The sequence below is a fragment of the Antiquaquibacter soli genome (assembly GCF_030580675.1).
Classification (GTDB): Bacteria; Actinomycetota; Actinomycetes; order Actinomycetales; family Microbacteriaceae; genus Rhodoglobus; species Rhodoglobus soli.
Map to the genome: position 1 here is coordinate 44,496 of NZ_JAUQUB010000003.1, position 24,266 is coordinate 68,761.

At 70.3% G+C, this 24,266-nt stretch carries 26 protein-coding genes; 14 read left to right on the plus strand and 12 right to left on the minus strand.

All coding sequences use genetic code 11. The annotated features are described in order from the left end of the window. The first annotated feature begins 121 nt into the window (after positions 1–121). Positions 122–343: a DUF3073 domain-containing protein gene (locus tag Q5716_RS12200; RefSeq protein ID WP_305003421.1), complete on the plus strand. Its 222-nt coding sequence runs from the start codon at positions 122–124 to the stop codon at positions 341–343. A gap of 11 nt (positions 344–354) precedes the next feature. Here Q5716_RS12200 and purM read toward each other — a convergent pair whose 3' ends face one another. From purM to Q5716_RS12215, 3 genes are read right to left on the minus strand one after another with little or no spacing between them, the layout of a single operon-like run. Then, entirely contained in the window at positions 355–1,461 is a 1,107-nt protein-coding gene (purM, locus tag Q5716_RS12205) for a phosphoribosylformylglycinamidine cyclo-ligase (RefSeq protein ID WP_305003422.1), read from the minus strand. A 45-nt stretch (positions 1,462–1,506) separates the two neighbouring features. Next, positions 1,507–2,196 (minus strand): response regulator, encoded by a 690-nt coding sequence (locus tag Q5716_RS12210; protein WP_305003423.1) that lies wholly within the window; start codon positions 2,194–2,196, stop codon positions 1,507–1,509. Continuing rightward, positions 2,189–3,484 (minus strand): sensor histidine kinase, encoded by a 1,296-nt coding sequence (locus Q5716_RS12215; protein ID WP_305003424.1) that lies wholly within the window; start codon positions 3,482–3,484, stop codon positions 2,189–2,191. Before Q5716_RS12215 ends, Q5716_RS12210 begins: the two co-directional genes overlap by 8 nt. Positions 3,485–3,601: 117 nt before the next feature. Here Q5716_RS12215 and purF point away from each other — a divergent pair, with 117 nt between their 5' ends. From purF to Q5716_RS12230, 3 genes are read left to right on the plus strand one after another with little or no spacing between them, the layout of a single operon-like run. Next, positions 3,602–5,059: an amidophosphoribosyltransferase gene (purF, locus tag Q5716_RS12220; protein ID WP_305003635.1), complete on the plus strand. Its 1,458-nt coding sequence runs from the start codon at positions 3,602–3,604 to the stop codon at positions 5,057–5,059. Further along, positions 5,059–6,249, plus strand: coding sequence for a M15 family metallopeptidase (locus Q5716_RS12225; protein WP_305003425.1), 1,191 nt, complete (start codon positions 5,059–5,061; stop codon positions 6,247–6,249). The genes purF and Q5716_RS12225 overlap by 1 nt, the downstream gene beginning before the upstream one ends. Positions 6,250–6,266: 17 nt before the next feature. After that, entirely contained in the window at positions 6,267–6,725 is a 459-nt protein-coding gene (locus tag Q5716_RS12230) for a DUF2087 domain-containing protein (RefSeq protein WP_305003426.1), read from the plus strand. Positions 6,726–6,743: 18 nt separating this feature from the next. Here Q5716_RS12230 and Q5716_RS12235 read toward each other — a convergent pair whose 3' ends face one another. From Q5716_RS12235 to Q5716_RS12250, 4 genes are read right to left on the minus strand one after another with little or no spacing between them, the layout of a single operon-like run. Then, positions 6,744–8,054 (minus strand): HNH endonuclease signature motif containing protein, encoded by a 1,311-nt coding sequence (locus tag Q5716_RS12235; RefSeq protein ID WP_305003427.1) that lies wholly within the window; start codon positions 8,052–8,054, stop codon positions 6,744–6,746. Positions 8,055–8,113: 59 nt separating this feature from the next. Continuing rightward, positions 8,114–8,440, minus strand: coding sequence for a hypothetical protein (locus Q5716_RS12240; RefSeq protein ID WP_305003428.1), 327 nt, complete (start codon positions 8,438–8,440; stop codon positions 8,114–8,116). A gap of 4 nt (positions 8,441–8,444) precedes the next feature. Next, positions 8,445–8,804 (minus strand): sterol carrier family protein, encoded by a 360-nt coding sequence (locus tag Q5716_RS12245; protein ID WP_305003429.1) that lies wholly within the window; start codon positions 8,802–8,804, stop codon positions 8,445–8,447. Between the two features lie 39 nt (positions 8,805–8,843). Then, positions 8,844–9,290, minus strand: coding sequence for a hypothetical protein (locus Q5716_RS12250; protein WP_305003430.1), 447 nt, complete (start codon positions 9,288–9,290; stop codon positions 8,844–8,846). A 100-nt stretch (positions 9,291–9,390) separates the two neighbouring features. On the opposite strand from Q5716_RS12250, the gene purD reads away from it, so the two are divergent. Genes purD through Q5716_RS12265 form a run of 3 tightly spaced genes read left to right on the plus strand, consistent with a single transcriptional unit; the run spans position 9,391 to position 12,638 of the window. After that, positions 9,391–10,632: a phosphoribosylamine--glycine ligase gene (gene purD / locus Q5716_RS12255; protein ID WP_305003431.1), complete on the plus strand. Its 1,242-nt coding sequence runs from the start codon at positions 9,391–9,393 to the stop codon at positions 10,630–10,632. Beyond that, the gene (locus tag Q5716_RS12260) at positions 10,629–11,513 is read left to right on the plus strand and encodes a phosphoribosylaminoimidazolesuccinocarboxamide synthase (RefSeq protein ID WP_305003432.1); all 885 of its coding nucleotides are present in this window, start codon (positions 10,629–10,631) and stop codon (positions 11,511–11,513) included. Before purD ends, Q5716_RS12260 begins: the two co-directional genes overlap by 4 nt. 39 nt (positions 11,514–11,552) lie before the next feature. Then, positions 11,553–12,638: a hypothetical protein gene (locus Q5716_RS12265; RefSeq protein WP_305003433.1), complete on the plus strand. Its 1,086-nt coding sequence runs from the start codon at positions 11,553–11,555 to the stop codon at positions 12,636–12,638. Here Q5716_RS12265 and Q5716_RS12270 read toward each other — a convergent pair. After that, the gene (locus Q5716_RS12270) at positions 12,635–13,069 is read right to left on the minus strand and encodes a MarR family winged helix-turn-helix transcriptional regulator (protein WP_305003434.1); all 435 of its coding nucleotides are present in this window, start codon (positions 13,067–13,069) and stop codon (positions 12,635–12,637) included. The two genes, Q5716_RS12265 and Q5716_RS12270, sit on opposite strands and share 4 nt — an antisense overlap. 49 nt (positions 13,070–13,118) lie before the next feature. On the opposite strand from Q5716_RS12270, the gene Q5716_RS12275 reads away from it, so the two are divergent. After that, positions 13,119–13,988 carry a VOC family protein gene (locus Q5716_RS12275; protein WP_305003435.1) on the plus strand — a complete coding sequence of 290 codons (870 nt, stop codon included), beginning with the start codon at positions 13,119–13,121 and terminating at the stop codon, positions 13,986–13,988. Positions 13,989–14,004: 16 nt separating this feature from the next. Here the strand turns inward: Q5716_RS12275 and Q5716_RS12280 are convergent, their stop codons facing one another. Continuing rightward, positions 14,005–15,015, minus strand: a complete 1,011-nt coding sequence (locus Q5716_RS12280) for a serine hydrolase domain-containing protein (protein WP_305003436.1) — start codon at positions 15,013–15,015, stop codon at positions 14,005–14,007. Positions 15,016–15,042: 27 nt separating this feature from the next. Here Q5716_RS12280 and Q5716_RS12285 point away from each other — a divergent pair, with 27 nt between their 5' ends. After that, positions 15,043–15,783 (plus strand): SGNH/GDSL hydrolase family protein, encoded by a 741-nt coding sequence (locus Q5716_RS12285; protein WP_305003437.1) that lies wholly within the window; start codon positions 15,043–15,045, stop codon positions 15,781–15,783. A 128-nt stretch (positions 15,784–15,911) separates the two neighbouring features. Here the strand turns inward: Q5716_RS12285 and Q5716_RS12290 are convergent, their stop codons facing one another. Next, positions 15,912–17,114 carry an MFS transporter gene (locus Q5716_RS12290; protein ID WP_305003438.1) on the minus strand — a complete coding sequence of 401 codons (1,203 nt, stop codon included), beginning with the start codon at positions 17,112–17,114 and terminating at the stop codon, positions 15,912–15,914. A gap of 105 nt (positions 17,115–17,219) precedes the next feature. Between Q5716_RS12290 and Q5716_RS12295 the strand changes: the two genes are divergently transcribed. Genes Q5716_RS12295 through purQ form a run of 4 tightly spaced genes read left to right on the plus strand, consistent with a single transcriptional unit; the run spans position 17,220 to position 20,514 of the window. After that, the gene (locus tag Q5716_RS12295; protein ID WP_305003439.1) at positions 17,220–18,857 is read left to right on the plus strand and encodes a hypothetical protein; all 1,638 of its coding nucleotides are present in this window, start codon (positions 17,220–17,222) and stop codon (positions 18,855–18,857) included. Positions 18,858–18,874: 17 nt separating this feature from the next. After that, on the plus strand, positions 18,875–19,498 hold the full coding sequence (locus Q5716_RS12300) for a nucleoside/nucleotide kinase family protein (RefSeq protein WP_305003440.1): 624 nt from the start codon (positions 18,875–18,877) through the stop codon (positions 19,496–19,498). Positions 19,499–19,540: 42 nt separating this feature from the next. After that, positions 19,541–19,819, plus strand: a complete 279-nt coding sequence (gene purS, locus Q5716_RS12305) for a phosphoribosylformylglycinamidine synthase subunit PurS (RefSeq protein ID WP_305003441.1) — start codon at positions 19,541–19,543, stop codon at positions 19,817–19,819. Then, entirely contained in the window at positions 19,819–20,514 is a 696-nt protein-coding gene (gene purQ, locus Q5716_RS12310) for a phosphoribosylformylglycinamidine synthase subunit PurQ (protein ID WP_305003442.1), read from the plus strand. Before purS ends, purQ begins: the two co-directional genes overlap by 1 nt. 75 nt (positions 20,515–20,589) lie before the next feature. Here purQ and Q5716_RS12315 read toward each other — a convergent pair whose 3' ends face one another. Together Q5716_RS12315 and Q5716_RS12320 are read right to left on the minus strand one after the other, a co-directional pair. Then, a complete protein-coding gene (locus Q5716_RS12315; protein ID WP_305003443.1) occupies positions 20,590–20,988 on the minus strand; it encodes a DUF1801 domain-containing protein in 399 nt (132 codons plus the stop codon). 40 nt (positions 20,989–21,028) lie between these two features. Continuing rightward, positions 21,029–21,880, minus strand: coding sequence for a CPBP family glutamic-type intramembrane protease (locus Q5716_RS12320; RefSeq protein ID WP_305003444.1), 852 nt, complete (start codon positions 21,878–21,880; stop codon positions 21,029–21,031). Between the two features lie 11 nt (positions 21,881–21,891). On the opposite strand from Q5716_RS12320, the gene purL reads away from it, so the two are divergent. Next, positions 21,892–24,234 carry a phosphoribosylformylglycinamidine synthase subunit PurL gene (purL, locus tag Q5716_RS12325; protein WP_305003445.1) on the plus strand — a complete coding sequence of 781 codons (2,343 nt, stop codon included), beginning with the start codon at positions 21,892–21,894 and terminating at the stop codon, positions 24,232–24,234. The last annotated feature ends 32 nt before the right edge of the window (positions 24,235–24,266 follow it).

Genomic DNA, 24,266 nt, shown 5'->3' on the forward strand with positions numbered 1-24,266 from the left:
GCATAACGTTACCCGGAGTGCGCCGAGAGCGTAGTGGATAGCGGCCCGGGCTCGGGCCTGCGTGATAAGATCGTCGCTAGTTTTCATTCACCCTGTTCGCAGACACAAGAGGGGGTCTCGCATGGGGCGCGGCCGTCAAAAGGCAAAGCACACCAAGGTCGCTCGAGACCTCAAGTACTTCAGCCCGGACACGAACTACAACGCTCTCGAGCGCGAGCTCGCCGGTTCCGGCGATGCGCGCCTGTCCGAGGACCTGGAGAAGTGGCCGGAGTACGTCGACACGTACGCCGATGATTACGAGGACGACCTCGAGGACTCCGACGAGGAGTCGAAGACCGCCTAGCGCGGACTCCGCTACGGGCGGTACTCCCCGGTGAGTCGTACGGCGCCGCCGTCGACTCCCTTGGCACCCTGCACCCAGTCGTCGCTCGGCGCCAAGGCCCCCGAGCTCACCCGACCGGCGACCCACGCCGGGAGCCCCGAGCTGGCGAGCGACGCGATGACCGCGTCCGCAGCATCCGGGTCCACCACGGCGATCATTCCGATGCCGAGGTTCCAGGTGCCCTCACTCGATTCGAGGGTCGCGCCCGCCATGGTCGACAGCGCGCGGAACACCTCCGGCGGCGACCACGTCGAGCGCTCCAGCTCGGCCCACGTGCCCGCGGGCAGCACGCGCGCGAGGTTCGCGGCGATGCCGCCCCCGGTGACGTGGCTGAGCGAGTGGACGGCTCCGGGATGCTCGCCCAGCAGCCCCACGAGCGGCGTCGTGTACAGGCGCGTCGGCTCGAGCAGCACCTCTCCCACGAGACCGCCGAGTTCCGCCGAGGTATCGGTGAAGCCGATGCCGCGCTCGCGGAGGATGTGGCGCACGAGCGAGAAGCCGTTGCTGTGCAGCCCGGACGAGGCGATCGCGATCACGACGTCGCCGTCGGCGACGCGGTGGGGGCCGAGCAGGGCATCCGCTTCGACAGCGCCGACCGCCGCGCCCGCGACGTCGTAGTCGTCGGGGCCGAGGAGTCCGGGATGCTCGGCCGTCTCTCCTCCGACGAGAGCGGTGCCGGTCGCCTCGCACGCTTCGGCGATTCCGCGGACGATGTCGGCGATGCGCTGCGGGTACACCTTGCCGCACGCGATGTAGTCCGTCATGAAGAGGGGAGTCGCGCCGACCACGATGATGTCGTCGACGACCATGCCGACGAGGTCCTGGCCGATCGTGTCGTGCTTGTCGATCGCTTGGGCGATCGCGACCTTCGTGCCGACGCCGTCGGTCGAGGTGGCGAGGATGGGGCGGTCGAAGGCCTTGAGGAACGACACGTCGAACATGCCCGCGAAGCCGCCGACGCCGCCGAAGACGTTCGGGCCGTGCGTGCGCGAGACCGCGGACTTCATGAGTTCGACGGCGAGGTCGCCGGCCTCGGTGTCGACACCGGCGCGGGCGTAGCTGGAGGAGTTGCCGCTCACCCGACCAGCGTACCGGTCACGTGATCGCGCCTCGCCGTCACGCGATCACGCGATCACGAGGTCGTGCCGGTGCGCGAACACGACAGCCTGCACTCGGCTGCGCAGGTCGAGCTTGCGGAGGATCGCCGCGACATGGGTCTTGACGGTGGCTTCGCTCACGTAGGCCGCGGTCGCGATCTCGGCGTTCGAGAGACCTCGCGCGACGAGCAGGAAGATCTCGCGCTCCCGCGGGCTCAGGGCATCCAGCGCCGCCTGCCGCCGTGACGACGAAGTCGGCCCGCCCATCTGTGCGACGAGCTCGAGGGTCTCGGCGAGGTCCGGGATCGCGTCGCCCGCGTGGACGGTGCGGATGCTCGACAGCACTTGCGCGGGGCGGGCGTCCTTCGTGAGGAACGCGCTCGCCCCCGCGTCGAGCGCCTGCACCACGACATCGTCGCGCCGCAGGGTCGTGAGGACGATCACGCGCGGGCGGCCGTCGGCGTCCGCGGTGGCGAGGAGGGATCGGGTCGCGTCGATGCCGTTGCTTCCGGGCATCCGCAGATCCATGAGCACGATGTCGGGATGCGCCGCAGCCGCGAGCGCGACCGCCTCGGTACCGTCGTCCGCCGTGCCCACGCACTCCATGTCGTCCTGCGCGTCGATGAGCATCGCGATGCCCGACGCGAAGAGCGGCTGGTCGTCGACGACGAGGACGCGGGTGGGCGCCTGCTCAGACTTCACAACCCGCTCAGGCATCGACGAGATCCTCCGATGCCGGCACGGGCCGAGTGGGGATGAGCGCCGTCACGAGGAACCCCTCGCCGTCGGGCGCGGCGCTCAACCAGCCGCCCGCGAGTCGGGCGCGCTCCTTCATCCCCGCGATGCCCACGCCGCGCGAGGCCGACGTCGCGGGCGCGTCGCCGCCCGGTCTCGAGACCACGAGCACCGCGAGGCCCGGTCCCTGCCAGTCGAGGGTGACGCGGGCCGTCGACGAGGGGCCCGCGTGCTTGAGGGCGTTCGTGAGGCTCTCCTGCACGATCCGGAATACGGCGAGCTGCTTGGCGGGAGCGAGCTCGCGGGGCTCCCCGAGGATCTGGAGGGTCGCATCCATCCCCACTCCGCGCATGCGCTTGATGACGTCGTCGAGGTCCTGGATGCCCGGGGTGACAGCCGTGAGGTCGTCGTCGTGGATGCGTTCCACGAGTGTCCGCACATCGGTGAGCGCTCCGCGACCCACCTCCGCGATCGTGGACAGCGCGTCGCCGGCGACCCGGGGTTTCTTCGACTGGAGCGCGAGCGCGCCCTCCGCTTGCGACACGATGACGGCGAGGGAGTGGGCGAGGGCGTCGTGCACGTCGCGGGAGATGCGCGCGCGGTCCTCGGCGAGGCGCAGCTCGAGGTCGGTCTCGACGAGTCGGACCTCGGCGGTCGAGAGCTCCCGGCCGATGCGGCGCTCGCGCAGCAGGCTGCGACCGGCGATCCCGATCGACCAGAGCGAGATGTAGAAGACGAGGGCGACCACGGTCAGCGTGATGAAGTGCTCGCGGTGGGGGTAGGAGCCGGAGTAGTTGACCCCGCCGACCCAGCTGGTCCAGTAGCCCTCCTGGATGCTCGGAATCATCATCCTCGACGCGAACAGCAGCGCGGTCACCACTCCGACCGGCAGAACGACCTTGCGCGCGAGCCCCTCTCCGGTGAAGGCGACGACCAGGGCGACGAATCCCGCCGCCTCGTACATGGGCCAGGTCTGCGCCGCGACGGGATACAGCACCCCCACGAGTTGCAGGATCGGGATGACCGTGATGAGGCCGAGCGAGACGAGAGGCAGGAACCCCGACAGGCCGATTGCGACAGCGAAGAGCGCGAAGACGACGGTCTTCCCGTCGAGACTCGCGCGACCGGCCTCGGCGATGATCCAGAGCACGAGGTAGGCGACGGCCCCGGCGACGGGGATCCAGCGGAAGTGCTTGAGCAGCAGGCGTACCGCGGGCTTGAGCTTCTCCATGCCGCAACGGTAGGCCGCGTCATCCCCGGATTCCAGCATGAAGGCGAGCTTTCATCCGAAGTGATGACAGGCGGTTCCCGGCGAACTGTATGCGAAACTTAGATGTACCGCCTCTGGTACGACACCCCTCCGAGCACCAGGGAGTCCCCGCAGCTCATGTGCGGCATCGTCGGCATCGTCTCCACGCATCCCGTCAACCAGCAGGTCTATGACGCGCTCTCGCTGCTCCAGCACCGCGGCCAGGACTCCACCGGCATCGCAACCTCCGAGGGCAGCACGCTGCACATGTTCAAGGCGAAGGGGCAGGTGCGCGAGGCGTACCGCACGCGCGACATGCGCAGCCTCCTGGGCACGATGGGTCTCGGCCACGTGCGCTACGCGACGAAGGGCAACGCCAACCGCGAGGAGGAGGCGCAGCCGTTCTACGTGAACGCGCCGTACGGCATCACCCTTGTGCACAACGGCAACCTCACGAACACGCGAGAGCTCACCGAGGAGCTCTTCCACATCGATCGGCGCCACCTCAACACGTCGAGCGACACCGAGCTGCTCGTCAACGTGCTCGCGAACGAGCTGCAGGCGCAGATCTCGGGCAACGACCTCGACCCCGATCAGGTCTTCGGCGCGATCACCCGACTGCACGAGCGCGTCGAGGGCTCCTACGCGGCCATCGCCCTCATCGCCGGCAAGGGACTCCTAGCGTTCCGCGACCCGTTCGGCATCCGCCCGTTGGTGCTCGGTAAGCGCAGCACAGGATTCGTCGGAGCGGAGTGGGTCGTGGCATCCGAGTCCCTCGTCCTGGAGTCGGGTGGCTACGAACTCGTGCGCGACATCGCTCCCGGTGAGGCGGTCTTCATCACCCCGGACGGCGAGATGACGAGCCGGCAGTGCGCGGCGAACCCCCGGCTCATCCCCTGCTCGTTCGAGTACGTGTACCTCGCTCGACCCGACTCGGTGATGAACGGCATCTCGGTGTACGAGGCGCGGCTGCGGCTGGGCAACCGGCTCGCCGACACGATCGCGAAGTACACGCCGATGGGCGACATCGACGTCGTCATGCCCATTCCTGACTCGTCGCGGCCGGCCGCCATGCAGGTGGCACAGAAGCTCGGGGTCGAGTACCGCGAGGGCTTCTACAAGAACCGCTACGTCGGCCGGACGTTCATCATGCCCGGCCAGGAGCAGCGCAAGAAGTCGGTGAAGCAGAAGCTCAACGCGATGTCGACGGAGTTCAAGGGCAAGAACGTGCTCATCGTCGACGACTCGATCGTGCGCGGCACCACCTCCAAGGAGATCGTGCAGATGGCGCGCGAGGCCGGCGCGAACAAGGTCACCTTCACGTCGGCGGCGCCGCCCGTGCGCTTCCCGCACGTCTACGGCATCAACATGCCGTCGCGCCACGAGCTCATCGCGCACGGGCGCACCTACCCGGAGATCGCGACCGAGCTCGGTGCCGACTACCTGATCTACCAGGAGGTCGCCGACATGCAGGCCGCCATCATCGAGGGTTCGGATGTCACGGCCCTCGAGATGAGCTGCTTCACGGGCGACTACGTCACCGGGTCGGTCACCCCCGAGTACCTCGCGTGGGTCGAGGCGACCCAGCTGAGCTGATGCAGGTCGATCGGCGCCGTTTCCTGTTTCCGATCGTCGGGATCGTCGCCGTTCTCGTGGCGGCCGCGATCGTCGTCGTCGCGGTGGTCGTGCCGCAGCGGGCGGAGCTCGACGCGGCGACCGCGCGGCTCGCTGCCGCCGTCGGCGAACGGGATGCCGCTGCGGCGGCGGTCGAGGAGGCCCGGGCGGCGTTGCTCGCGGCGGGGGACGAGGCATCCGGGCTCGTGGCGGTCGTCGGGCGGGGTGCGGTCGCGGACCCCGCGACGCTGGATGCCCTCGCCGCCGTCACCGTCGATGCCGGCGAGCCGCCCGTGACCGCCGCAGTGCCCGCGAGCCCCGGCGACGCTGCCGCGATCGATGCGGTCACCGCCCGTGTCGAGGGGGAAACGGCGGTGCTCGAGGACCGGGTCGCGTCGCTTGCCGCGGACCGGGATGCTGTGGCCGGGGCATCCCGCTCGGTGGTGGCGTCCGTGCACGCGTGGGGGCTGAACACGCCCACCCCGCCGCACGCTCCCGCCGATGCGGCTGCCGCGTACACGACCGCGCTCGACGCGCTGGCGGAGCCCGCGGATGATGCGGACCTCGTCGGTCTCGTGACCGCGTTCCGCACCGCGTTCACGACGGCCCTCGCCGCGCATGAGGTCGCGTCGCGCTCGCTGGACGCTGCGTCGGTGCAGCCGACGATCATCAACGGCACCCTCATCGCGAACAAGACGTTTCGGATCCCGAGCAGCTATGGTGCGGGGCTGACGCCGGAGACGGAGGCGGCGTTCGCCGCGATGCAGGCGGAGGCGGCGAGTCTGGGTCTGGACCTCTACATCTCGAGCGGGTTCCGGTCGTTCGCGTCGCAGGAGGCGATCTACGGAAACTATGTGGCGACGCAGGGTCAGGCGGAGGCCGACACGCACTCGGCTCGACCCGGTCACAGCGAGCACCAGACGGGTCTGACGTTCGACCTCAACTCGATCACTGAGGCGTTCGGCTCCACACCGGAGGGCATCTGGGTGCGCGACAACGCCCACCGCTTCGGCTTCATCGTTCGCTACCCGCCCGGTAAGGAGGCGATCACGGGCTACATCTGGGAGCCCTGGCACCTCCGCTTCGTGGGCGTGCCGCTCGCGACCGAGCTGGTCACGACCGGCCTGACTGTCGAGGAGTACTTCGGCATCACGTCGGCGTACTCGTACTGACCGGTGAGCCTGGCAGGATGACCCGCATGAACCAGTGGCGTCGACTCGCGGCCGCTCTGGCCGACCCGCACCGCGCCGAGACGTGGGCGCGGGCGTTGCTCGGCCAGGAGCAGCCTGACGACAAGCGCACTCGCAAGGCTCTCGACGAGCTGGCGGCGGCGGGTCTCGTCGATGCCGACGGGCGGGCGACGGATGCTTTCGCGCGGCTTCTCGCCGAGAACCCGGCGGTCACGCGCGAGGGGGTCGACCGTTGGCTGCGAGACGGACGCATCGACTCGTTCCCGGCCCGGCCCAAGGACCGCCTCGAGTTGCTGCGGTGGGTCGCTGCCCGCTTGCCCGAGCGGGAGCTCACCGAGGCGGAGGTCGGCGAGCACCTGTCCCTCGTGACGGGTGACGTCGCGACGCTGCGCCGATATCTCGTGGATGCCGGACTCCTGCACCGCGCCGCCGACGGTTCGGGCTACCGGCGCGCGTAACCGCCCCCGGGCGTGCGGCTACGCGGCGGCGACGCGTGGTGTGGTTGATCTGGTGGGTGTCCAGTGGGGGATGCCGGGTCCTCGGATTTCGGGGAGTCCGTCTGTGATGCGCCAGTGCCAGGGTCCGGTGTCGACGGTGTGGTGGTGCCAGTAGCAGAGCAGGATGCCGTTGTCGACGTGGGTGGGTCCGCCGTCCCTCCAGGGGGTGACGTGGTGTACCTGTAAGGCGTAGTGGGGGCTGGTGCAGCCGGGGGTGGAGCAGCGGTTGCCGTCACGGGCGGCGATGGTGAGGCGTTGGGTGGGGGTGAAGCAGCGTTGGGGTGTGCTGATCCCGAACGCGGCGCCGGCGGCGGTGAGGGTGACGATGCGGAACCCGTTCGCGTCGATGAAGCGCTCGATACTGGCCCGGGAGACGGGGACATTCGATCCGGCCATGACACCGATCGGGTCACCCGCGCGGCCGTCCTCGTGGGCGAGATCCTCCAGGGTGGTGGTGACCACCACCGTCACGGGCATCCCATCCAACACGGGGGCGTCTTTGGCGCGGGCGGCGGCGATGAGGATGGTCGCGAGGGTGTCGTGGCGGCGCTGCTCCGGGGTGCGGGTATCAGTTGGCTCGTAGAGCGCGAGGTCGGGTTCCTCAGTGAACCGGGGGGTGCGGCGGTGGGCCTCCATCAACCCCAGCAGCAGCGACCCCACTTCAGGCATCAATAGCCCTGACACCGGGACAAGACCATCCGCATCCGGGCTGCCGGCTCGAAACGACCGGCGCCGCCTCGCGCGTTCCTCCCGCGGCCTGGCCCCGTCCGGGTCGATCGCGGCGGTGATCAGCGAGAACTGTCCCGCCAGCGACGTCACCGACTGCGGCACCACCGGGTGCGAACCAGAAGCATCCGACCCGGAGGCCAAGTTCACCAAGACCTGCTCGGTCGCCCCCAGCAACCCCGGCTCCACGTGCGCCTGCACGGCACCGAGCTGTCGAGTGATGAGCTCAGCAGCATCCAACCCCACCCGCTCCAACGAGGCAGCCAGCACCGGCAACCGTGCCGGCACCTCCGCCCCCGTCAACGACCGGTCCACCCGTGTGACCGCCGCGACCGCCAACCGGGCCCGGGCCGTCTTCTCTGACACCCGCGCCAGAGTCGCGACCGCCGCCACCGGCGAGGCGAACCCCAAAGCCTCCGCCGCCCCCGTATCCACCGAACCCGCGACCCGCACCCGCGCGGCATCCACGACCCGACCGATCTCCTCCACCGCCACCACCCCGTCCACACCCGACGGCAGGGCGTCGAGCAGCTCACGCAGAGCGGTCAGGGCAGGAGAAGTCATACCCCCATTTTGCCCGGACTATCGAACCTATGTTCGACTGAATCAGAATCTGTGGAGAACTACTTCTGAGGAGAGTCGTCCTCGTCGACAACCTCGGCCTCCAAGGCCGGCGCCTCCACCGACTCCACCTCCGCCGCGACGACGCGCGCCCGCTTCGACGAGCGGCGGTCGAGCACGAGCGCGACGAGAGCCCCCACCGCAACACCGAACGGCACGGTGTAGAGCGAGAAGTACGCGAACAGCGCCGCGAAGCCGACCGCCGGATCCGACGGGAAGAGAGAGGTGACGATGAGCGTCGCGATGAGCGCGAGCCCGCCGCCCACGACCATGAACGCGCCGAACTTGGGCGCGCGGCGCACGCGGACTTCGGTGGGCTGATCGGTCACGGAACTATTCTCCCACCCACCGGACGGGGACATAGCCGGACAGGTCGGCTCGGGAGCCTGAGGCGTGCACGGACCCGGATGCGACGGCCTCCGCCCAGGGCTGCGACCCCGTCGCGAGGGCGAGCCAGGTCGCGGCATCCATCTCGATCACGTTCGGGGGCGTGCCTCGCGTGTGGCGCGGCCCTTCGATGGCCTGCACCGCACCGAACGGAGGCACACGCACCTCGACCGAATTGCCTTCGGCCGACTCGGCGAGCACCTGCAGCAGGTAGCGCACAGCGGTCGCCCGGTCGGGCGCGGAACCGGCGAGCGCCGCCTCGACCGCCGCGACGCCGATCTCGGCAGGAATCCGTTTCGGAGGCATACCCCTACGCTACGCGCGACCACCGCCCACGCTACGGCCCTACGGCGCAACCGCCTCGCGGTACTCCTTGTAGCCCGGGCCGAGCACCGCGAGGATCGAGATCGACCCGACCGCGCCCGCGAACCCTGCCGACCAGTCGAGGTCGCGCGTGTCGATCCCGGTGACCACCGAGAGCACGCCGGTCGAGACGATCGCGAGCTCCAGCAGCACCCACGCGACGGCGATGACGCGCACCGTCGTCGTTGACCTCACGAACACGGTCGTGGTGACGCCGTGGCGCAGGATGAAGGTCGCGAAGAGTGCCCCGATGAGGGTCGAGACGAAGGCGAGCGCGACGGCGACGAGCGACGGCAGCTCGAACTCGGCGGCGCTCGCGAGACCGATCACGAGCAGCCACGTGTTGATGACGGCCGCCGCCCAGTAGACGGCGAGCCACACTCGCTGGGTGAGGGGCGCCTTCGGGCGCACGTGCTCGGCGTCGGTCATGGTCTCTCCCTTGCGGTGGGATGCGGCAGGATGCGGTGGGATGCGGCGGCGGCCCTATTGTGTCGGTTCCGTGCATCCACGCGCTAGGTAGGGTTGAGGCGTGCGAATCCTCGTCCTCGGCTCCGGTGCGCGTGAGCACGCCATCATCACCTCCCTGCTCAGCGAGAACGCGGGCCACGAGATCATCGCAGCACCGGGCAACGCGGGCATCGCGGCGGTCGTCGACACGGTCGCCCTCGACCCGACGCGAGGCGACGTCGTGAGCGCCTACGCCCTCGACAACGACATCGAGCTCGTCGTCATCGGCCCGGAGGCACCGCTCGTCGCGGGTGTCGCGGACGCCCTCCGCCAGCGCGGCATCGCCGTCTTCGGTCCCGGCAAGGCCGCCGCCGCGCTCGAGGGCTCGAAGACGTTCGCGAAGCGGATCATGGATGACGCGGGCGTCCCCACCGGCCGTGCAACCCGCGCGGGCACGATCGACGAAGCGCTCGAGGCCATCGACGAGTACGGCGCCCCCTACGTCATCAAGGCCGACGGACTCGCCGCCGGCAAGGGGGTGCTCGTCACCCCGGACCGCGACGCCGCCGTCGCCCACGCGGACTACTGGCTCGCCCAGGGAGCGGTGCTCGTCGAGGAGTACCTCGCCGGCCAGGAGGTCTCGCTCTTCCTGCTGAGCGACGGCCACACCGTGCTTCCGCTGTCGCCCGCGCAGGACTACAAGCGCGTCTTCGACGGCGACGAGGGCCCCAACACCGGCGGCATGGGCGCGTACAGCCCGCTGCCGTGGCTGCCGGAGGGCTTCGTCGACGAGGTCATCGACACGATCGCGGTCCCGACGATCCGCCAGCTCGCGAGCGAGCGCACCCCGTTCATCGGTCTGCTCTACTGCGGGCTCATCGTCACGAGCAAGGGCATCCGCGTCATCGAGTTCAACGCGCGCTTCGGCGACCCCGAGACTCAGGTCGTGCTGCCCCGGCTGCGCACCCCCCTCTCCGGGCTGCTGTTCGCGGCGGCGACGGGCGAGCTCGCGTCGCACCCACGCCCCGAGTTCTCGGACGACGTCGCGGTCACGGTCGTGCTCGCGAGCGAGGGCTACCCGGAGGACCCGATCACCGGCCGCCCGATCACCGGCCTCGACATCGTCCACGACGTCTCGATCGCTCACGCCGCGACCGCTCTCGTCGACGGCCAGTACGTCGCCACCGGCGGTCGCGTCCTCAGCGTCGTCGGCCTCGGTGCAGATTTCGCGGATGCCCGGCGCAAGGTCTACACCGCCCTCGAGTCGATCTCCCTCGAGGGTGCCCACTACCGCACCGACATCGCCCAGCGGGTCGCGCAGTGAGCGACGACGCGACGAAGGGGGCCGGGCAGGTGCTCGACGGCTGGGAGCACGTCTACTCGGGCAAGGTGCGCGACCTGTACCGGTCGGCCGAGCATCCGGGCCTCGTGCTCATGGTCGCGAGCGACCGGGTGAGCGCGTTCGACCACGTGCTCGAGCCGGGCATCCCGGGCAAGGGGGAGCTGTTGACGCGGCTCAGCCGCTGGTGGTTCGCGCACCTGGATGTTCCGAACCATCTGGCCGCGGACGAGTCGGCGATCCCGGCGGAGGTCACGAGCCGCGCCATGCTCGTCCGCACCCTCGACATGTACCCGATCGAGTGCGTCGTGCGCGGCTACCTCGTCGGCAGCGGGTGGGCCGAGTATCGCCAGTCGCAGTCGGTGTGCGGCATCCCGCTTCCCGCCGGCCTCGGCGAGGGCGACCGCCTGCCGGAGCCGATCTACACTCCCGCGTTCAAGGCACCGATGGGCGAGCACGACGAGAACATCAGCTTCGAGCGCAGCGTCGAGCTCGTCGGCCTCGACGCCGCGACGGCGTTGCGGGATGCCTCGCTCGCGATCTTCGCGGCGGCCTCGGCGATCGCGGAGGAACGCGGTGTCATCCTCGCCGACACGAAGTTCGAGTTCGGCGCCGACCCGGAGACCGGCGAGCTGACCCTTGCCGACGAGGTGCTCACCTCCGACAGCAGCCGGTACTGGGACGCCGAGCTCTACGCCGCCGGTGGCGCCGATCGGCTCTCGAGCTTCGACAAGCAGATCGTGCGCGACTGGCTCGCGGCGAACTGGGACAAGACAGGAACCCCGCCGACTCTCCCGCACGAGATCGTGGAGCAGACCGCCGCGCGCTACCGGGAGCTCCTCGAGCGCCTCACCGGTGGTGTGTAAAGCTCACCCAGCGCCCCCCGCGTCGGGCATGCTAATCGCATGACCGTCTTGCCGCCGCCCGGCCCCGCTCCCCTCGAGCCCGCCGCGCCGGTCGTTCACACGGAGATCCCGGCCGTCCCCGGCCGTCGTCGGCGGTGGGTCCCGGTCGTGCTCGCCGGGGGCGCGCTGCTCGCCCTCCTCGGCGGCGCGGCGGTCGCCGTCGCGATCGTGTCCGCCCAACGCACGCCGCAGGCCGCGGCGTCGGCGTTCCTCGACGAGCTCGTGGCCGGGGATGCCGCGGGCGCCCAGTCGCTCCTGGCGAGCATCCCGAGCGGCAATCCCGTGCTCCTCCAGCCGGACACGTACGCGGCGACCTCCGACCGCCTCGACGGCTACACGGTGCTCTCCACCGCGGTGGACGGATCGAGCGCCACGGCGGAGGTCGAGTTCGAGCAGGCGGGCGAGCGGTACACGCAGGAGCTGCCTCTCGTGCTCGTGCGCAAGGATCTCGGGCTCTTCGACGTGTGGCGCATCTCGAGCGACGCCCTCCCCTCCGTGTACGTGACGTTCGCGCGGCCCGACAGCATGGGGCTCGAGGTCAACGGCACCGAGTTCGGCGGGCTCGAGGGCGCCTTCGATCTCGATGTCCCAGCCTTCCCCGGCACGTACGACTTCGAGCCGATCGGCGGCACCGACTACTACGGCGCCGAGCCGGTCACAGTCTCGCTGCGCTTCGACGACACGGATGACCCGGCCACCGTCGCGCTCCCGGTGCGACTCACCGACGCGGGAGTCGCCGCCGCCACCTCCGCCGTGGATGCGACTCTCGACGCGTGCCTCGCCCAACCGGTCCTCGCGCCCCAGCCGAACTGCGGATTCTCCGTCGCCCAGGATGACGCGACCTACTCGAACGTCCGCTGGACCCTCGTCACCCGCCCCGCCGTGACCTTCGGCGAGTACTCCGCCGGGGACGGGTGGGCGGTCATCCCCGCCTCCCCCGGCACCCTGCGCCTGGATGCGGACTACGAGACCGCGACGGAGCGCGGCACCGCGCAGAGCGTGATCGACGGGTTCGAGCAGTCGGGGGCGATCAGCTCGATCGACGAGTCGGGCACGGCCGTCTTCGAGAGCGTGGAGTACCGCTAGCGCAGTCGCGCGCTGATGCCGGTGGCGAGCGCCGCGAGGGTCTCGAGTTCGGCATCCGCGAGCCCGTGGAGGGCGGGGAGACGCACCTCCGCGACCTGTCCCGGGGTGACGGCGCGCACAACGCCCTCTCCCGCGCCGGTCAGCTCCAGGTGCGTGACGCGGCGATCGCTCGCCGACTTGGAGCGGCGCACCCAACCGGACCGCTCGAGGCTCGCGACCGCGTGGGTGAGGCGGCTCGTGGAGTACCCGAGTTCTGCCGCGAGCTCGGACATCGTGAGTCGGTGCTCGCCCGCCTCGTACAGGAAGACGAGCAGCTTGTAGTACGCGTGCGGGATGCCGCCGTCCCGGCGCGACTGCCGGTCGAGCGCTTCATCGAGCGAGTGGGCGAGCATCACGAGCGCTCGCCAGGCCTCCTGCTGCCGGGCATCCACCGCCCCAGGCTATCGGAATATTTGAACTCTCAACTAAGTTGGGTTCGACATGAGCACGAACGAACCCCTCCTCGCCGCCGACACCGCCATGGGCCCGGTGACACTGCGCGTCGGCGATCTGGACGCGATGACCCGCTATTACCGGGATGCTGTGGCCCTGAGCATCCTCGAGGAGACCCCCTCCTCGGTCGTCCTCGGCCGCGGCGCCGTCCCGTCGATCGTGCTCGAGCACGCCCCGGAGCTCAAGCACGCGAGCCCCCGAGATGCCGGGCTCTTCCACACCGCGATCCTGTTCGACACCGAAGAGGCCCTCGCCGCCGCGGTGTACTCGGTCGCCCGCCAGTACCCGAACACGTTCACCGGCAGCTCCGACCACCTCGTGAGCAAGGCGTTCTACTTCACCGACCCCGAGGGCAACGGCGTCGAGCTGTACTGGGACCGCGACCGCACCCAGTGGAGCTGGGCGCACGGCACGATCGAGATGGGGACGGTGTTCCTCGACCCGAACCGGTTCCTGCAGGAGCACCTCACCGAGGCGGCCGTGGAGGCACCCGCGATCGGCGGGGCCCGTGTCGGGCACGTGCACCTTCAGGTGGGGGACATCCCGTCCGCCCGCGAGTTCTACGTGTCGCGCCTCGGCTTCGACGAGACCGCCGCTTACGGACCGCAAGCGCTCTTCGTGAGCGCGGGCGGGTACCACCACCACATGGCGATGAACACGTGGAACAGCCAGGGCGCGGGCAAGCGCGGCCTCGCGCTCGGCCTCGGCCGGGTCGACATCGAGGTGCCGTCGACGGACGACGTCGGCGCGCTCGTCGAGCGCATGAGGCACTACGGCGTCGAGACCCGAGACGACGGTAGGTCGGTGAGCTTCGACGACCCCTGGGCGAACCTCATTCGGGTGGTCGCGGCGAGCTAGGGCTTCGCGTGGCCGGTCAGCCGCCGAGCCGCTCGTCGAGCTCGCGGATGACCGGCCACGCGCCCTCCTCCGAGTTCGAGAGGACGACGAGGTCGACGCCGTCCTCGAGGTAGTGGCGGACGATCCCGGACACCCCGGGGTTCACGCCCTCCTTGTAGTAGGAGCGCACCGTGCCGTCCTCGTTCATGTCGAACTCGAGACCGAAACCGAACATCGTCGACTCGTCGTGCTCCACCTGGGGAGTGAAGAACTCCTCAGTGTGCTCCGCGTCGAGGAGGGTGCCGTCGCGGACGGCGTCGAGGAAGCGCAGCAGATCGGCCGCGGTGACCTGCGCCCCGGCATCCGGCGACCCGATGGGCGGGTAGGAGTAGATGTTCGAGCGCCACACCCCGTCGACGAGGTCCCAGCCCTCCGCGACGCGGGGGGCGGCGTCCCGGCGGTCGTAGAAACCGGAGTCGAGCATCCCGGCCCTCGTGAACACCTCGTCGAACACGTACTGCCGATACGGCACGCCCGTGACCTTCTCGATGGCCAGCCCGGCGAGCACGTAGCCCACGTTGCAGTAGCGGCACACCGTGCCCGGCTCCGCGAGCGGCTCCTTGTGCACGAACTGCGGGAGGAAGTCCTTCGTCTGAATGATCGAGTAGTTCGGGATGTCGGTGAAGAGGGCCTCGTAGCTCTCGCCGGCCTCCTCGTCCGCGTCATCCGCGATGCCGCTCGTGTGGGTGAGCAGGTGCAGCAGCGTGACGGCCGGGCTGATGGTCGTGCCCGCCAGGTCGACGTAGTGGTGGATGCTCGTCTCGAGGTCGAGCTCGCCCTTGCCGACGAGCTGCAGCACGCCGACCGCGGTGAACAGCTTCGTGATCGACGCGGTGTCGAAGCGCGTGTCGAGCGTGTTCGGCACTCCCCAGCGCTGGCTCGCGAGCCCCGTCGCCTGCTCGAACAGCGTCGTCGGGCCGCGGCGAACGACCACCGCCCCGCTGAAGTCGTGGTCGGCGAGGAAGGCGTCGAGTCCGGAGGTGTCCATGGCCTCCAGCGTAGCTAGCATGGCCCCGTGAACGCCCTTCGCCGACTCAGCCGAGTGGCCGTCATCCCGACCGGTGCGGTCGTCTACCTGCAGGGCCGACGGTTGCGCCGCGACGTCCCGCGATTGCCGGATGCCGCGCTCCCCTGGCACGGGGAGCTCCCCGGCCCCGACCCGCTCCGACTGCTCGTGCTCGGCGACTCGACCGCCGCGGGAGTCGGTGCCGACACCCAGGACGAGGCCCTCCCCGGTCAGCTCGGCCGCGAGCTGTCCGCGCTCACCGGCCGCGGGGTGAGCTGGCGCGCGATCGGCGAGAACGGCGCCGACGCCCGCGAGTTGATCGAGCGCTACCTCGACGAGGCGTGCGCACTCGGGCCGCAGGACGTGGTGTTCCTGAGCATCGGGGCGAACGACGCCCTCGGGCTGCGCTCGCGGGGTGCGTTCGTGCGCGACATCCGGGTTCTGCTCGATCGGCTGCGGGAGGCGTCGCCGGATGCCGCCATCCTCATGTCGAGCCTGCCGGCGTTCTTCCGCTTCGAGCTGCTGCCGCAACCCCTCAAGTGGCACCTGTACCTGCACTCCCGCAGTCTCGAGGACGGCGCGCGGGCCGTGGTCGAGGCGTTTCCCGGGGCGCACATGTCGCCGCCGCCCCCGCCGTACACGGAGGGGTTCTTCGCGAGCGACCTGTTCCACCCGGGCCCGATCGGCTACCGCGACTGGGCGCGGTTCGCGGTGGAGGACGCGGTCAGCGCGGGGATGCTGCGCGGCTGAGGCGCTCGTGGCGTCGACCCGGCGCACCCAACCGCACGCGCGGGAGGTGCTGCTTCGCGCGGGAGTCACACCTCCCGCGCTCGGCACCAGCTCCCGCGCTAGGAGCGGGTGGGCGGTCGCCGACCCGGTCAGCGGGGGAGCGCTACCCGCCGCCCCACGATGCTAGCCGCGAGCACTACGGCGACGACGAGCACCCCCGCGACCCACGCGAGCCCGGCGTAGCCGACGAGGGCGAGCACCGGTCCGGCGAGCGCACCACCGCTCGCCCCGGCGAGGCTCATGATCGTGTCGGTGCGGCCCTGCACCTTGAGCCGCGCCTCGCCCGTCACGAGGTCGGACACGAGAGCCGACCCCGCCACCGTCGCGGAGCTCCAGCCCAGTCCGAGCAGGATGAGTGCGACGACGACGGCGAGCTCGTTCTCCGCCCCGAAGCCGATGGTCAGCACGGCGAGACCGAGCAGCAGCTGTCCGAGAAGGATGAGCGGGATGCGGCCCCAGCGGTCGCTGAGCCAGCCGAAGAGCGGCGAGAGCGCGAACATCCCCGCGACATGGAGGCTGATCGTGAAGCCCACCACGGTGAGGCTCGCGCCGTGCGTGGTGAGGTGGACGGGCGTCATCGACATGATCGACACCATCACGGCATGGCTCGCAGCGATCGCGGCGATTGCGAACACGAGAGCGGTGCGGCCCCGAACGATCCCCTCGTCGGCCGGAGCGAGCTCGACGACGCGACCGCGCGCGAGGTCGAGCGGGTCGGGCCGGAGCGCGACGAGGTAGAGCAGCACCGCGACGAATTGCGCGGCGATCGCGATGACGAAGGAGCCGGTGTGCTCCGGCAGGCCGAGGGCGAGCTGGATGCCCTCCCCCGGGCCGAACAGGTTGGGCCCGGCGACCGCGCCGATCGTCGTCGACCACACCACGAGCGACAGGTCGCGACCGCGGCGCTCCGGCTCGGCATTGTCCGTCGCGGCGAAGCGCGCCTGGAGCCCCACCGCGGTGCCGACGCCGAGCAGGGCGAACCCGAGCACGAGCAGCGGGAACACCTGGATGCCCGTCGCGACGACCGTGAGCACCGAGCCGACACCCGACAGCCCTGCCCCGAGCGCGAGCGCCGGCCGACGCCCCATACGGCGGGCGAAGCGCGCGAGCGGGATGGATGCTGCTGCCGCCCCCAGCGTCGACCCCGTGGCCGCGGCGCCGGAGAAGCTCGGCCCGGCCATCTCGTTGGCGATCACGGCGCCCATCGCGAGCGTCGCGCCCTGCCCGAGCCCCTGGAGGATCTGCCCCGCGACGAGGGTTCCGACGATGCGCGATTGGACGGTGGTGCTCACCCGCCTAGTCTGCCCTGCGACGCCCTGCCGGGGACCCGGCGATGCGGCACCCGCGGCTCCGATATCCTGATCGCGCCTCACTGCCCGGGACTCGACAGGAGCCTCATGATCGTCCGCCGAGTCGTCGCCGCCGCGCTCGCCGCCCTCCTCACCGCCACCGCCCTGACCGCGTGCCTGCCCGGCGACTCCAGCCGGGTCGTCGTCGGCGGCGAGGGCTTCATCGCGCGAATCGCGGGCGTGACGGTCTCGGGTCCCGCTGGTGTCGCCCCCGAGGGCACCGAGGTGCGACTGGAGGCGATCGACGCGCCCCTCCCGGGCGACGTCAGCTCCTTCGCCGCCGCGACGGGCACCGCCGTCTCCCTCACCCTGGATGGCGGAAAGCTCCAGCCCGCCGAGCCGCTCGAGGTCGAGTTCAGCGTGCCCGAATCGGACGACCCGGTCTTCGTCCTCGGCGAGGACGCGAGCACCGGCACCGGCACCGCGTTCGTCGACTCTCAGTGGGATGCCGAGCGCGGGGTCGTCACGGCGACCGTCGACCACCTCTCCTGGTTCTCCCCCGTGGCCGTCGACGAGAAGAAGTTCAGCGACACCGTCGCGGACTGGATCGAGCAGTCCGCCGGAGTGAACACCGCGCGCCCGGACTGCGTCGGCGCCGACGAGGAACTCACGTTCTCGAGCATCCCGGACAACATCGTCTGGCCGTGCGCGACGGAGCAGGGCGACTCGGTGGAGTTCAGCCTCCAGTCGAACTCCGGGCTCGTGTGGGAGGTGCTCACCGAACCCCAGGCCGACTACGAGCCGCTCACCGCCCTCACGCTCTCCGGCATTGCCACGATCGAGCTCGCCAAGACCGTCGCGGCGGGCCTCCAGGGCGACACCGTGCTCCTGCCGCTCGAGACCGTGAAGGGATCGTTCGAGCTCGGGGAGGCTCCCTACACGATCGCGCTCCAGGTCGAGCCCGGTCTGTCGCAAGTCACCACGCTCCTCTTCGGCCTGAGCATGATGTTCCCGTCGAAGTGGCTCGACCTCATCTCGAAAGCCGAGTGCCTGGTCGACGTCGTGAAGTCGGCGACCTCGTCGCCCAGCGGGGAGACCTGGCGCACCGTCTGGGGGTGCGCGGCGAGCATCCTCACCGGTGCCGGCGGCGCACTGCTGAGCATTCTCACCACCGGGCCCGGACTCTTCGCGACGCAGATGGACGGGCTCAGCCGCGAGCTCAGCCAGACCAACACGGTGCAATTCACCCTCGGCTACAGCGACCCCACGCAACTCGACGACAAGCCCGCCGGGGCGTCGTGGCTGTACGAGCTGCCGCAGGAGATCGTCGCCGACCCCGCCGAAGAGGTCGCCGCCCCGGTTCCGGTCGGTGACGGGACCGTCGTGTTCCAGCACAGCTCGAGCGTGTGGGTGGGCTGCGAAGGCAAGGCCCACAAGATCATCTTCTACCTCGACGGGGACTACACCGAGCTGAGCTTCGGCCTGGGACTGCAGGCGCACGCGCCCGAAGGGATGACGGCGGACATCGAGATGCGCGCCGTCGCCGAGGAGGACAGCCGACTTGTGCTGCCCGAGAACTACTCGGGGGAAATCGGTCGCTGGAGCATCACGCGCGGCCAGCCGCTCGAACGGCAGACCGTGGATGTCACCGGCGTGTGGTCGGTGTCCGTGTCCGCCATCACGAGCACCCCGTGCGGCTCGGCGGACATCGGCTACGCGGCCCTGCTCGACGCCTACGTGCGCTAGCTGCCTAGGCTGGTGGCGTGTCGCGGTTCGAGTCGGTCGAGGAGCTCGTCACCCACCTCTCGAGGCCGCTCGAGCGGCGCCGCGTGGTGGGGATCGCGGGGGCACCCGGGGCGGGCAAGTCGACCATCGCCGAAGCGGTGGCGCGGAGCATCCCGACCGCCGCGCTCCTGCCGATGGACGGCTACCACTACCCCCAATCGGTGCTGCGCGACCTCGGCCGCCGCGACCGGATGGGGGCGCCCGACACGTTCGACGTCGACGCGTTCGTCGCGACGCTCGAGAGCGTTCGCGTCTCCGACGTCGCCGTGCTCGCCCGCGGGTTCGACCGCACCATCGAGGAGCCCGTGCCCGACGCGATCACGATCGCCCCGGAGAAGTGCACCGTCATCGTCGAAGGCAACTACCTGCTGCTCGACTCCGGCGGCTGGGAGCGCGTCGCGCCGCTGCTCGACGAGTCGTTCGTGATCGAGGTCGACGACGCCGTGCGCATCGAACGGCTCGTCGCGCGCCACATCCGCTTCGGCAAGAGCGAGCCGGATGCCCGTGCCTGGGCCCTCGGACCCGACGAGTCCAACGCCCGCCTCATCGCCGCCACCGCGAGCCGCGCCGACCACGTGATCGCGCTGGACGCCGGACGGTAGACTGGGGCCATCCCACCCACCGTCGAAATCGGGGAGACCACCGTGCCCACCATCGTCGTCGAGGTCATGCCCAAGGCGGAGCTGCTCGACCCCCAGGGCAAGGCCGTGGCCGGCGCCCTCGCGCGACTCGGCAAGAGCGAGTTCACCGGTGTGCGCATCGGCAAGCGCTTCGAGCTCACCGTCGACGGCCCCGTGGACGAGGCGCTCCTCGCCGAGGTGCGCGAGATCGCCGAGGACCTGCTCGCGAACACCGTCATCGAGGACGTGGTGAGTGTGCACCAGGCCGATGTCGAGACCGTCGCCGCGGGGGAGACCCACTAGTGCGCATCGGCGTCGTCACCTTCCCCGGCTCGCTCGACGACCGCGACGCGCAGCGCGCCGTGCGGCTCGCGGGCGCCGAGCCCGTCGCCCTCTGGCACGGCGACCACGACCTCCAGGGCGTCGACGCGATCGTCCTCCCCGGCGGGTTCAGCTACGGCGACTACCTGCGGTGCGGCGCGATCGCCGCCGTGTCGCCCATCATGACCGAGGTCGTGTCCGCCGCGAACTCGGGGATGCCCGTGCTCGGCATCTGCAACGGCTTCCAGATCCTCGTCGAGGCGCACCTGCTGCCGGGCGGCCTCATCCGCAACGACCACGGCGACTTCATCTGCCGCGACCAGCGCCTGCGCGTCGAGAACACCTCCACCGACTGGACCAACGGCTTCACGGCCGGCCAGGAGATCACGATCCCCCTGAAGAACGGCGAGGGCGGCTTCATCGCCGACGCGGAGACGATCGCCCGGCTCGAGGGCGAGGGGCGCGTCGTGTTCCGCTACCTCGACGTCAACCCGAACGGCTCGATCGACGACATCGCCGGCATCACCAACGAGCGCGGCAACGTCGTCGGACTCATGCCGCACCCGGAGCACGCGACGGAGCCCGGCTTCGGCCCGGACACCCCCGCCGCGATGCGCTCGGGCGTCGACGGCCTGACGTTCTTCACGAGTGCGATCTCGGCACTCGTCTCGCGCTAGCCGCCGCATCCGCCCTTTCCGGCGGAATCCGGACGCCGCGGCGTTCGGATCGCGCCGGAACTCGCGGATCCGCCGCTACGCCCGCTGCCACGCCTTCGCGACGAGCTGCTCGAGCACGCTCTCGTCGAGCGCGTCGAGCCTCTTCACGTAGAGGCACGCGACGCTCGTCGTGTGCGGGCCGAGCTGCTCCAGGAGCGCGTCGCCGGATGACTCGTGCAGACCGTAGAAGGTGAGCGCGGCCTTGCGCGGCGAGAAGCCGACGACCGGCAAGTCGTACGTCCCGGTGGTGTTCGTGTACGGCGTGGACCCGAAGCCGACGATCGACGGACCCCACATCACCGCCGGCTCCCCGGTGACCCGCTCCATGAGCTCGCGGACCCGGTGCCCCTCGGCTCGGCGGCGGGCATCCGGAACCGACTCGAGGAACGCGGTCACGTCCGCGTCGGTGGGGCGGGTCTTCGGTTCGGTCGCCATGCGGCGAGGGTACCGCGCCCGCATTCCCGCGGAAAAGGCGCTACAGCAGGAAGATCGGGATGCTGCCCGGGTTGCGGGCGTGCACGATCACGAGGAACACGATCGCATCGAACAGCAGGTGCACGGTGAGCACGTACGGCAGCGACTTCGTCTGCGAGTAGATCCAGCCCTGCAGCAGCGCGAACGGGATCGTCAACAGCGGCCCCCACGCCTGGTAGCCCAGCTCCCACAGGAACGACACGAAGATCACGGTCTGCAGGATGTTCGCCTGCCACGTCGCGAAGTGCCGCTTGAACAGCACGAATACGGTGAGGATGAAGAACAGCTCGTCCCACGTGCCGACGGCGTTCACGCCCACGAAGAGACGGGCGATCTCGCTCGGCTCGGTGACCGCCGGCCAGTTGAGGTAGACGCCGGAGCTGATGAAGTAGAACGGCAGGATGAGCCAGCCCAGCAGCAGCACGACCGCGAGGTACCCCCACTGCACGCGCGTCCAAGGCCATCCCCCTCGCCAGCGGAAGCGGATGCGGTAGTCGCGGAACACGAACCTCGACACCAGGTACGGCACCGCGACAGCGGCGGCGAGCACGAAGCCCAACAGGAAGAAGTTGCCCCACGAGATGTCCGCCTCCACCGAGACGGTCGACACGATGACCATGCCGATCGCGATGAGGAGCAGGTCGCGCGACAGCTCGCGCGTGAGGCGGCGGCGGTCGAACAGGAACGCGGTCACGAGCGCGGCGGCGAGCATCCCGTAGCCCGTCACGATGACGGGGACCGACGCGTGCCGCCACGCGAACAGGAACAGCGCCGACCCGGACAGCAGGATGCCCGGCAGCAGCGCCCACGACAGTGCGGGCTTCGGGTCGTCGATCGCGGCGTCGGCGGGCACGGGACCAGCCTATGCGCCCGGGTAGAATCGAGGCATCCGGCCGCCCTCTCCCCTGGAGCCTCGTGACCCCCACCTCCGGTGCCGACACCGTTTCGAATGCCGCTGCGACCCCCGAGAAGGAGCAGCCGTTCGCGGCCCTCGGGTTGAAGCCCGACGAGTACGAGCTCATCAAGAGCATCCTCGGCCGACGCCCGACGAGCGGTGAGCTCGCCATGTACTCGGTGATGTGGAGCGAGCACTGCTCCTACAAGAGCTCGAAGAAGTACCTGCGCCAGTTCGGCCAGAAGGTCTCCGAGAACATGAAGAAGAATCTCATGGTCGGCATGGGCGAGAACGCGGGCGTCATCGACGTCGGCGAGGGCTGGGCGGTCACGTTCAAGATCGAGTCGCACAACCACCCGAGCTACATCGAGCCGTTCCAGGGCGCCGCCACCGGCGTGGGCGGCATCGTGCGCGACATCATCTCCATGGGCGCTCGCCCGGTTGCGGTGATGGATGCCCTCCGCTTCGGTCAGATCGACGACCCCGACACCGCGCGCGTCGTGCACGGAGTCGTGTCGGGCATCTCGTTCTACGGCAACTGCCTCGGCCTGCCGAACATCGGCGGGGAGACCTGGTTCGACCCGGTGTACCAGGCGAACCCGCTCGTCAACGCGCTCGCGGTCGGCGTCCTCCGTCACGAGGACCTGCACCTCGCGAACGCGCGCGGCGTGGGCAACAAGGTCGTGCTGTTCGGCGCCCGAACCGGTGGGGACGGCATCGGGGGCGCGAGCATCCTCGCGTCCGACAGCTTCTCCGAGGGCGGGCCGACGAAGCGCCCCGCGGTCCAGGTGGGCGACCCGTTCGCCGAGAAGGTGCTCATCGAGTGCTGCCTGGAACTCTTCGCGGGCGACCTCGTGGAGGGCATCCAGGATCTCGGCGCCGCCGGCATCTCGTGCGCGACGAGCGAGCTCGCCTCCAACGGCGACGGCGGCATGTTCATCGAGCTGGAGAAGGTGCTGCTGCGCGACCCGACCCTCACGGCCGAGGAGATCCTCATGTCGGAGAGCCAGGAGCGCATGATGGCGATCGTCACGCCGGAGAAGCTCGAGGGCTTCCTCGCGGTCACCGCCAAGTGGGATGTCGAGACGAGCGTGCTCGGCGAGGTCACCGACACCGGCCGCCTCATCATCAACTGGCACGGCGAAGAGATCGTCAACGTCGACCCGCGCACCGTCGCCGTCGACGGCCCCGTCTACGACCGCCCGGTCGCCTACCCGGCGTGGCTGGATGCCCTGCAGGCCGACACCACGGCGAGCCTGCCGCGCTCCACCGACCTGCGCGCCGACACGCTGCGACTCGTCGGCAGCCCGAACCTCGCCGACAAGGCCTGGATCACCAACCAGTACGACCGCTACGTCATGGGCAACACGGCGCTGTCCTTCCCGGACGACGGCGGCATGGTGCGCGTCGACGAAGAGTCGGGTCTCGGCTTCGCGGTCGCCACCGACGCCAATGGCCGCTACTGCCAGCTCGACCCGTACCGCGGCGCGCAACTCGCTCTCGCGGAGGCGTACCGCAACGTCGCCGCCACCGGCGCGACGCCGGTCGCGGTGTCCGACTGCCTCAACTTCGGCTCGCCGGAGAACCCCGAGGTGATGTGGCAGTTCTCCCGCGCGGTGGAGGGGCTCGCCGACGGATGCCTCGAGCTCGAGATCCCGGTCACGGGCGGCAACGTGTCGTTCTACAACCAGACCGGGGATGTGCCGATCCACCCGACCCCGGTGGTCGCGGTGCTCGGCACGATCGACGACGTGGCGCGCCGCATCCCGTCCGGCTGGCAGGACGAGGGCGACAACATCTACCTGCTGGGCACCACGCGCGACGAGCTCGACGGCTCGGCGTGGGCGGGAGTCATCCACGACCACCTCGGCGGCGTGCCGCCGCTCGTCGACCTCGCCGGCGAGGCGTCCCTCGCGGGTCTCATCTCGGGCGGCGCGCAGGAGAGCCTCATCGCGTCCGCGCACGACCTCGCCGACGGCGGCCTCGCGACCGCGCTCGTCGACAGCGTGCTGCGCTTCGGCGTCGGTGCCCGCGTCTGGATCTCGGAGATCATGGAGCGCGACGGCGTGGATGCGACGGCGGCTCTGTTCAGCGAGTCGACGGGCCGGATGCTCGTGTCGGTGCCGCGCGAGGACGACGTGAAGTTCCGCGGACTGTGCGAGGGACGCGGGTACCCCGTGCTCCGCATCGGCGTCACCGAGAACTCGGGACAGCTCGAGCTGCAGGATCACTTCACGCTCTCGATCGACGAGCTGCGGGGGGCATCCCGTTCCACCCTCGCCGAGGCCTTCGGCCCCGTCGTCGGGTACTAGGGCGGCGCGCCGCCGGTCGAGGTGAGACTTAT

Bases quoted from the DNA above. Each gene is read 5' to 3' on its own strand.
- Q5716_RS12215 (WP_305003424.1), bottom strand. From the start codon at position 3,484: ATGCTGGAATCCGGGGATGACGCGGCCTACCGTTGCGGCATGGAGAAG.
- Q5716_RS12315 (WP_305003443.1), bottom strand. From the start codon at position 20,988: ATGGCGACCGAACCGAAGACCCGCCCCACCGACGCGGACGTGACCGCG.
- Q5716_RS12275 (WP_305003435.1), top strand. From the start codon at position 13,119: ATGAGCACGAACGAACCCCTCCTCGCCGCCGACACCGCCATGGGCCCG.
- Q5716_RS12250 (WP_305003430.1), bottom strand. From the start codon at position 9,290: ATGACCGACGCCGAGCACGTGCGCCCGAAGGCGCCCCTCACCCAGCGA.
- purF (WP_305003635.1), top strand. From the start codon at position 3,602: ATGTGCGGCATCGTCGGCATCGTCTCCACGCATCCCGTCAACCAGCAG.
- Q5716_RS12210 (WP_305003423.1), bottom strand. From the start codon at position 2,196: ATGCCTGAGCGGGTTGTGAAGTCTGAGCAGGCGCCCACCCGCGTCCTC.
- Q5716_RS12235 (WP_305003427.1), bottom strand. From the start codon at position 8,054: ATGACTTCTCCTGCCCTGACCGCTCTGCGTGAGCTGCTCGACGCCCTG.
- Q5716_RS12200 (WP_305003421.1), top strand. From the start codon at position 122: ATGGGGCGCGGCCGTCAAAAGGCAAAGCACACCAAGGTCGCTCGAGAC.
- Q5716_RS12280 (WP_305003436.1), bottom strand. From the start codon at position 15,015: ATGGACACCTCCGGACTCGACGCCTTCCTCGCCGACCACGACTTCAGC.
- Q5716_RS12225 (WP_305003425.1), top strand. From the start codon at position 5,059: ATGCAGGTCGATCGGCGCCGTTTCCTGTTTCCGATCGTCGGGATCGTC.
- purL (WP_305003445.1), top strand. From the start codon at position 21,892: ATGCGCCCGGGTAGAATCGAGGCATCCGGCCGCCCTCTCCCCTGGAGC.
- Q5716_RS12245 (WP_305003429.1), bottom strand. From the start codon at position 8,804: ATGCCTCCGAAACGGATTCCTGCCGAGATCGGCGTCGCGGCGGTCGAG.
- Q5716_RS12230 (WP_305003426.1), top strand. From the start codon at position 6,267: ATGACCCGCATGAACCAGTGGCGTCGACTCGCGGCCGCTCTGGCCGAC.
- Q5716_RS12295 (WP_305003439.1), top strand. From the start codon at position 17,220: ATGATCGTCCGCCGAGTCGTCGCCGCCGCGCTCGCCGCCCTCCTCACC.
- Q5716_RS12265 (WP_305003433.1), top strand. From the start codon at position 11,553: ATGACCGTCTTGCCGCCGCCCGGCCCCGCTCCCCTCGAGCCCGCCGCG.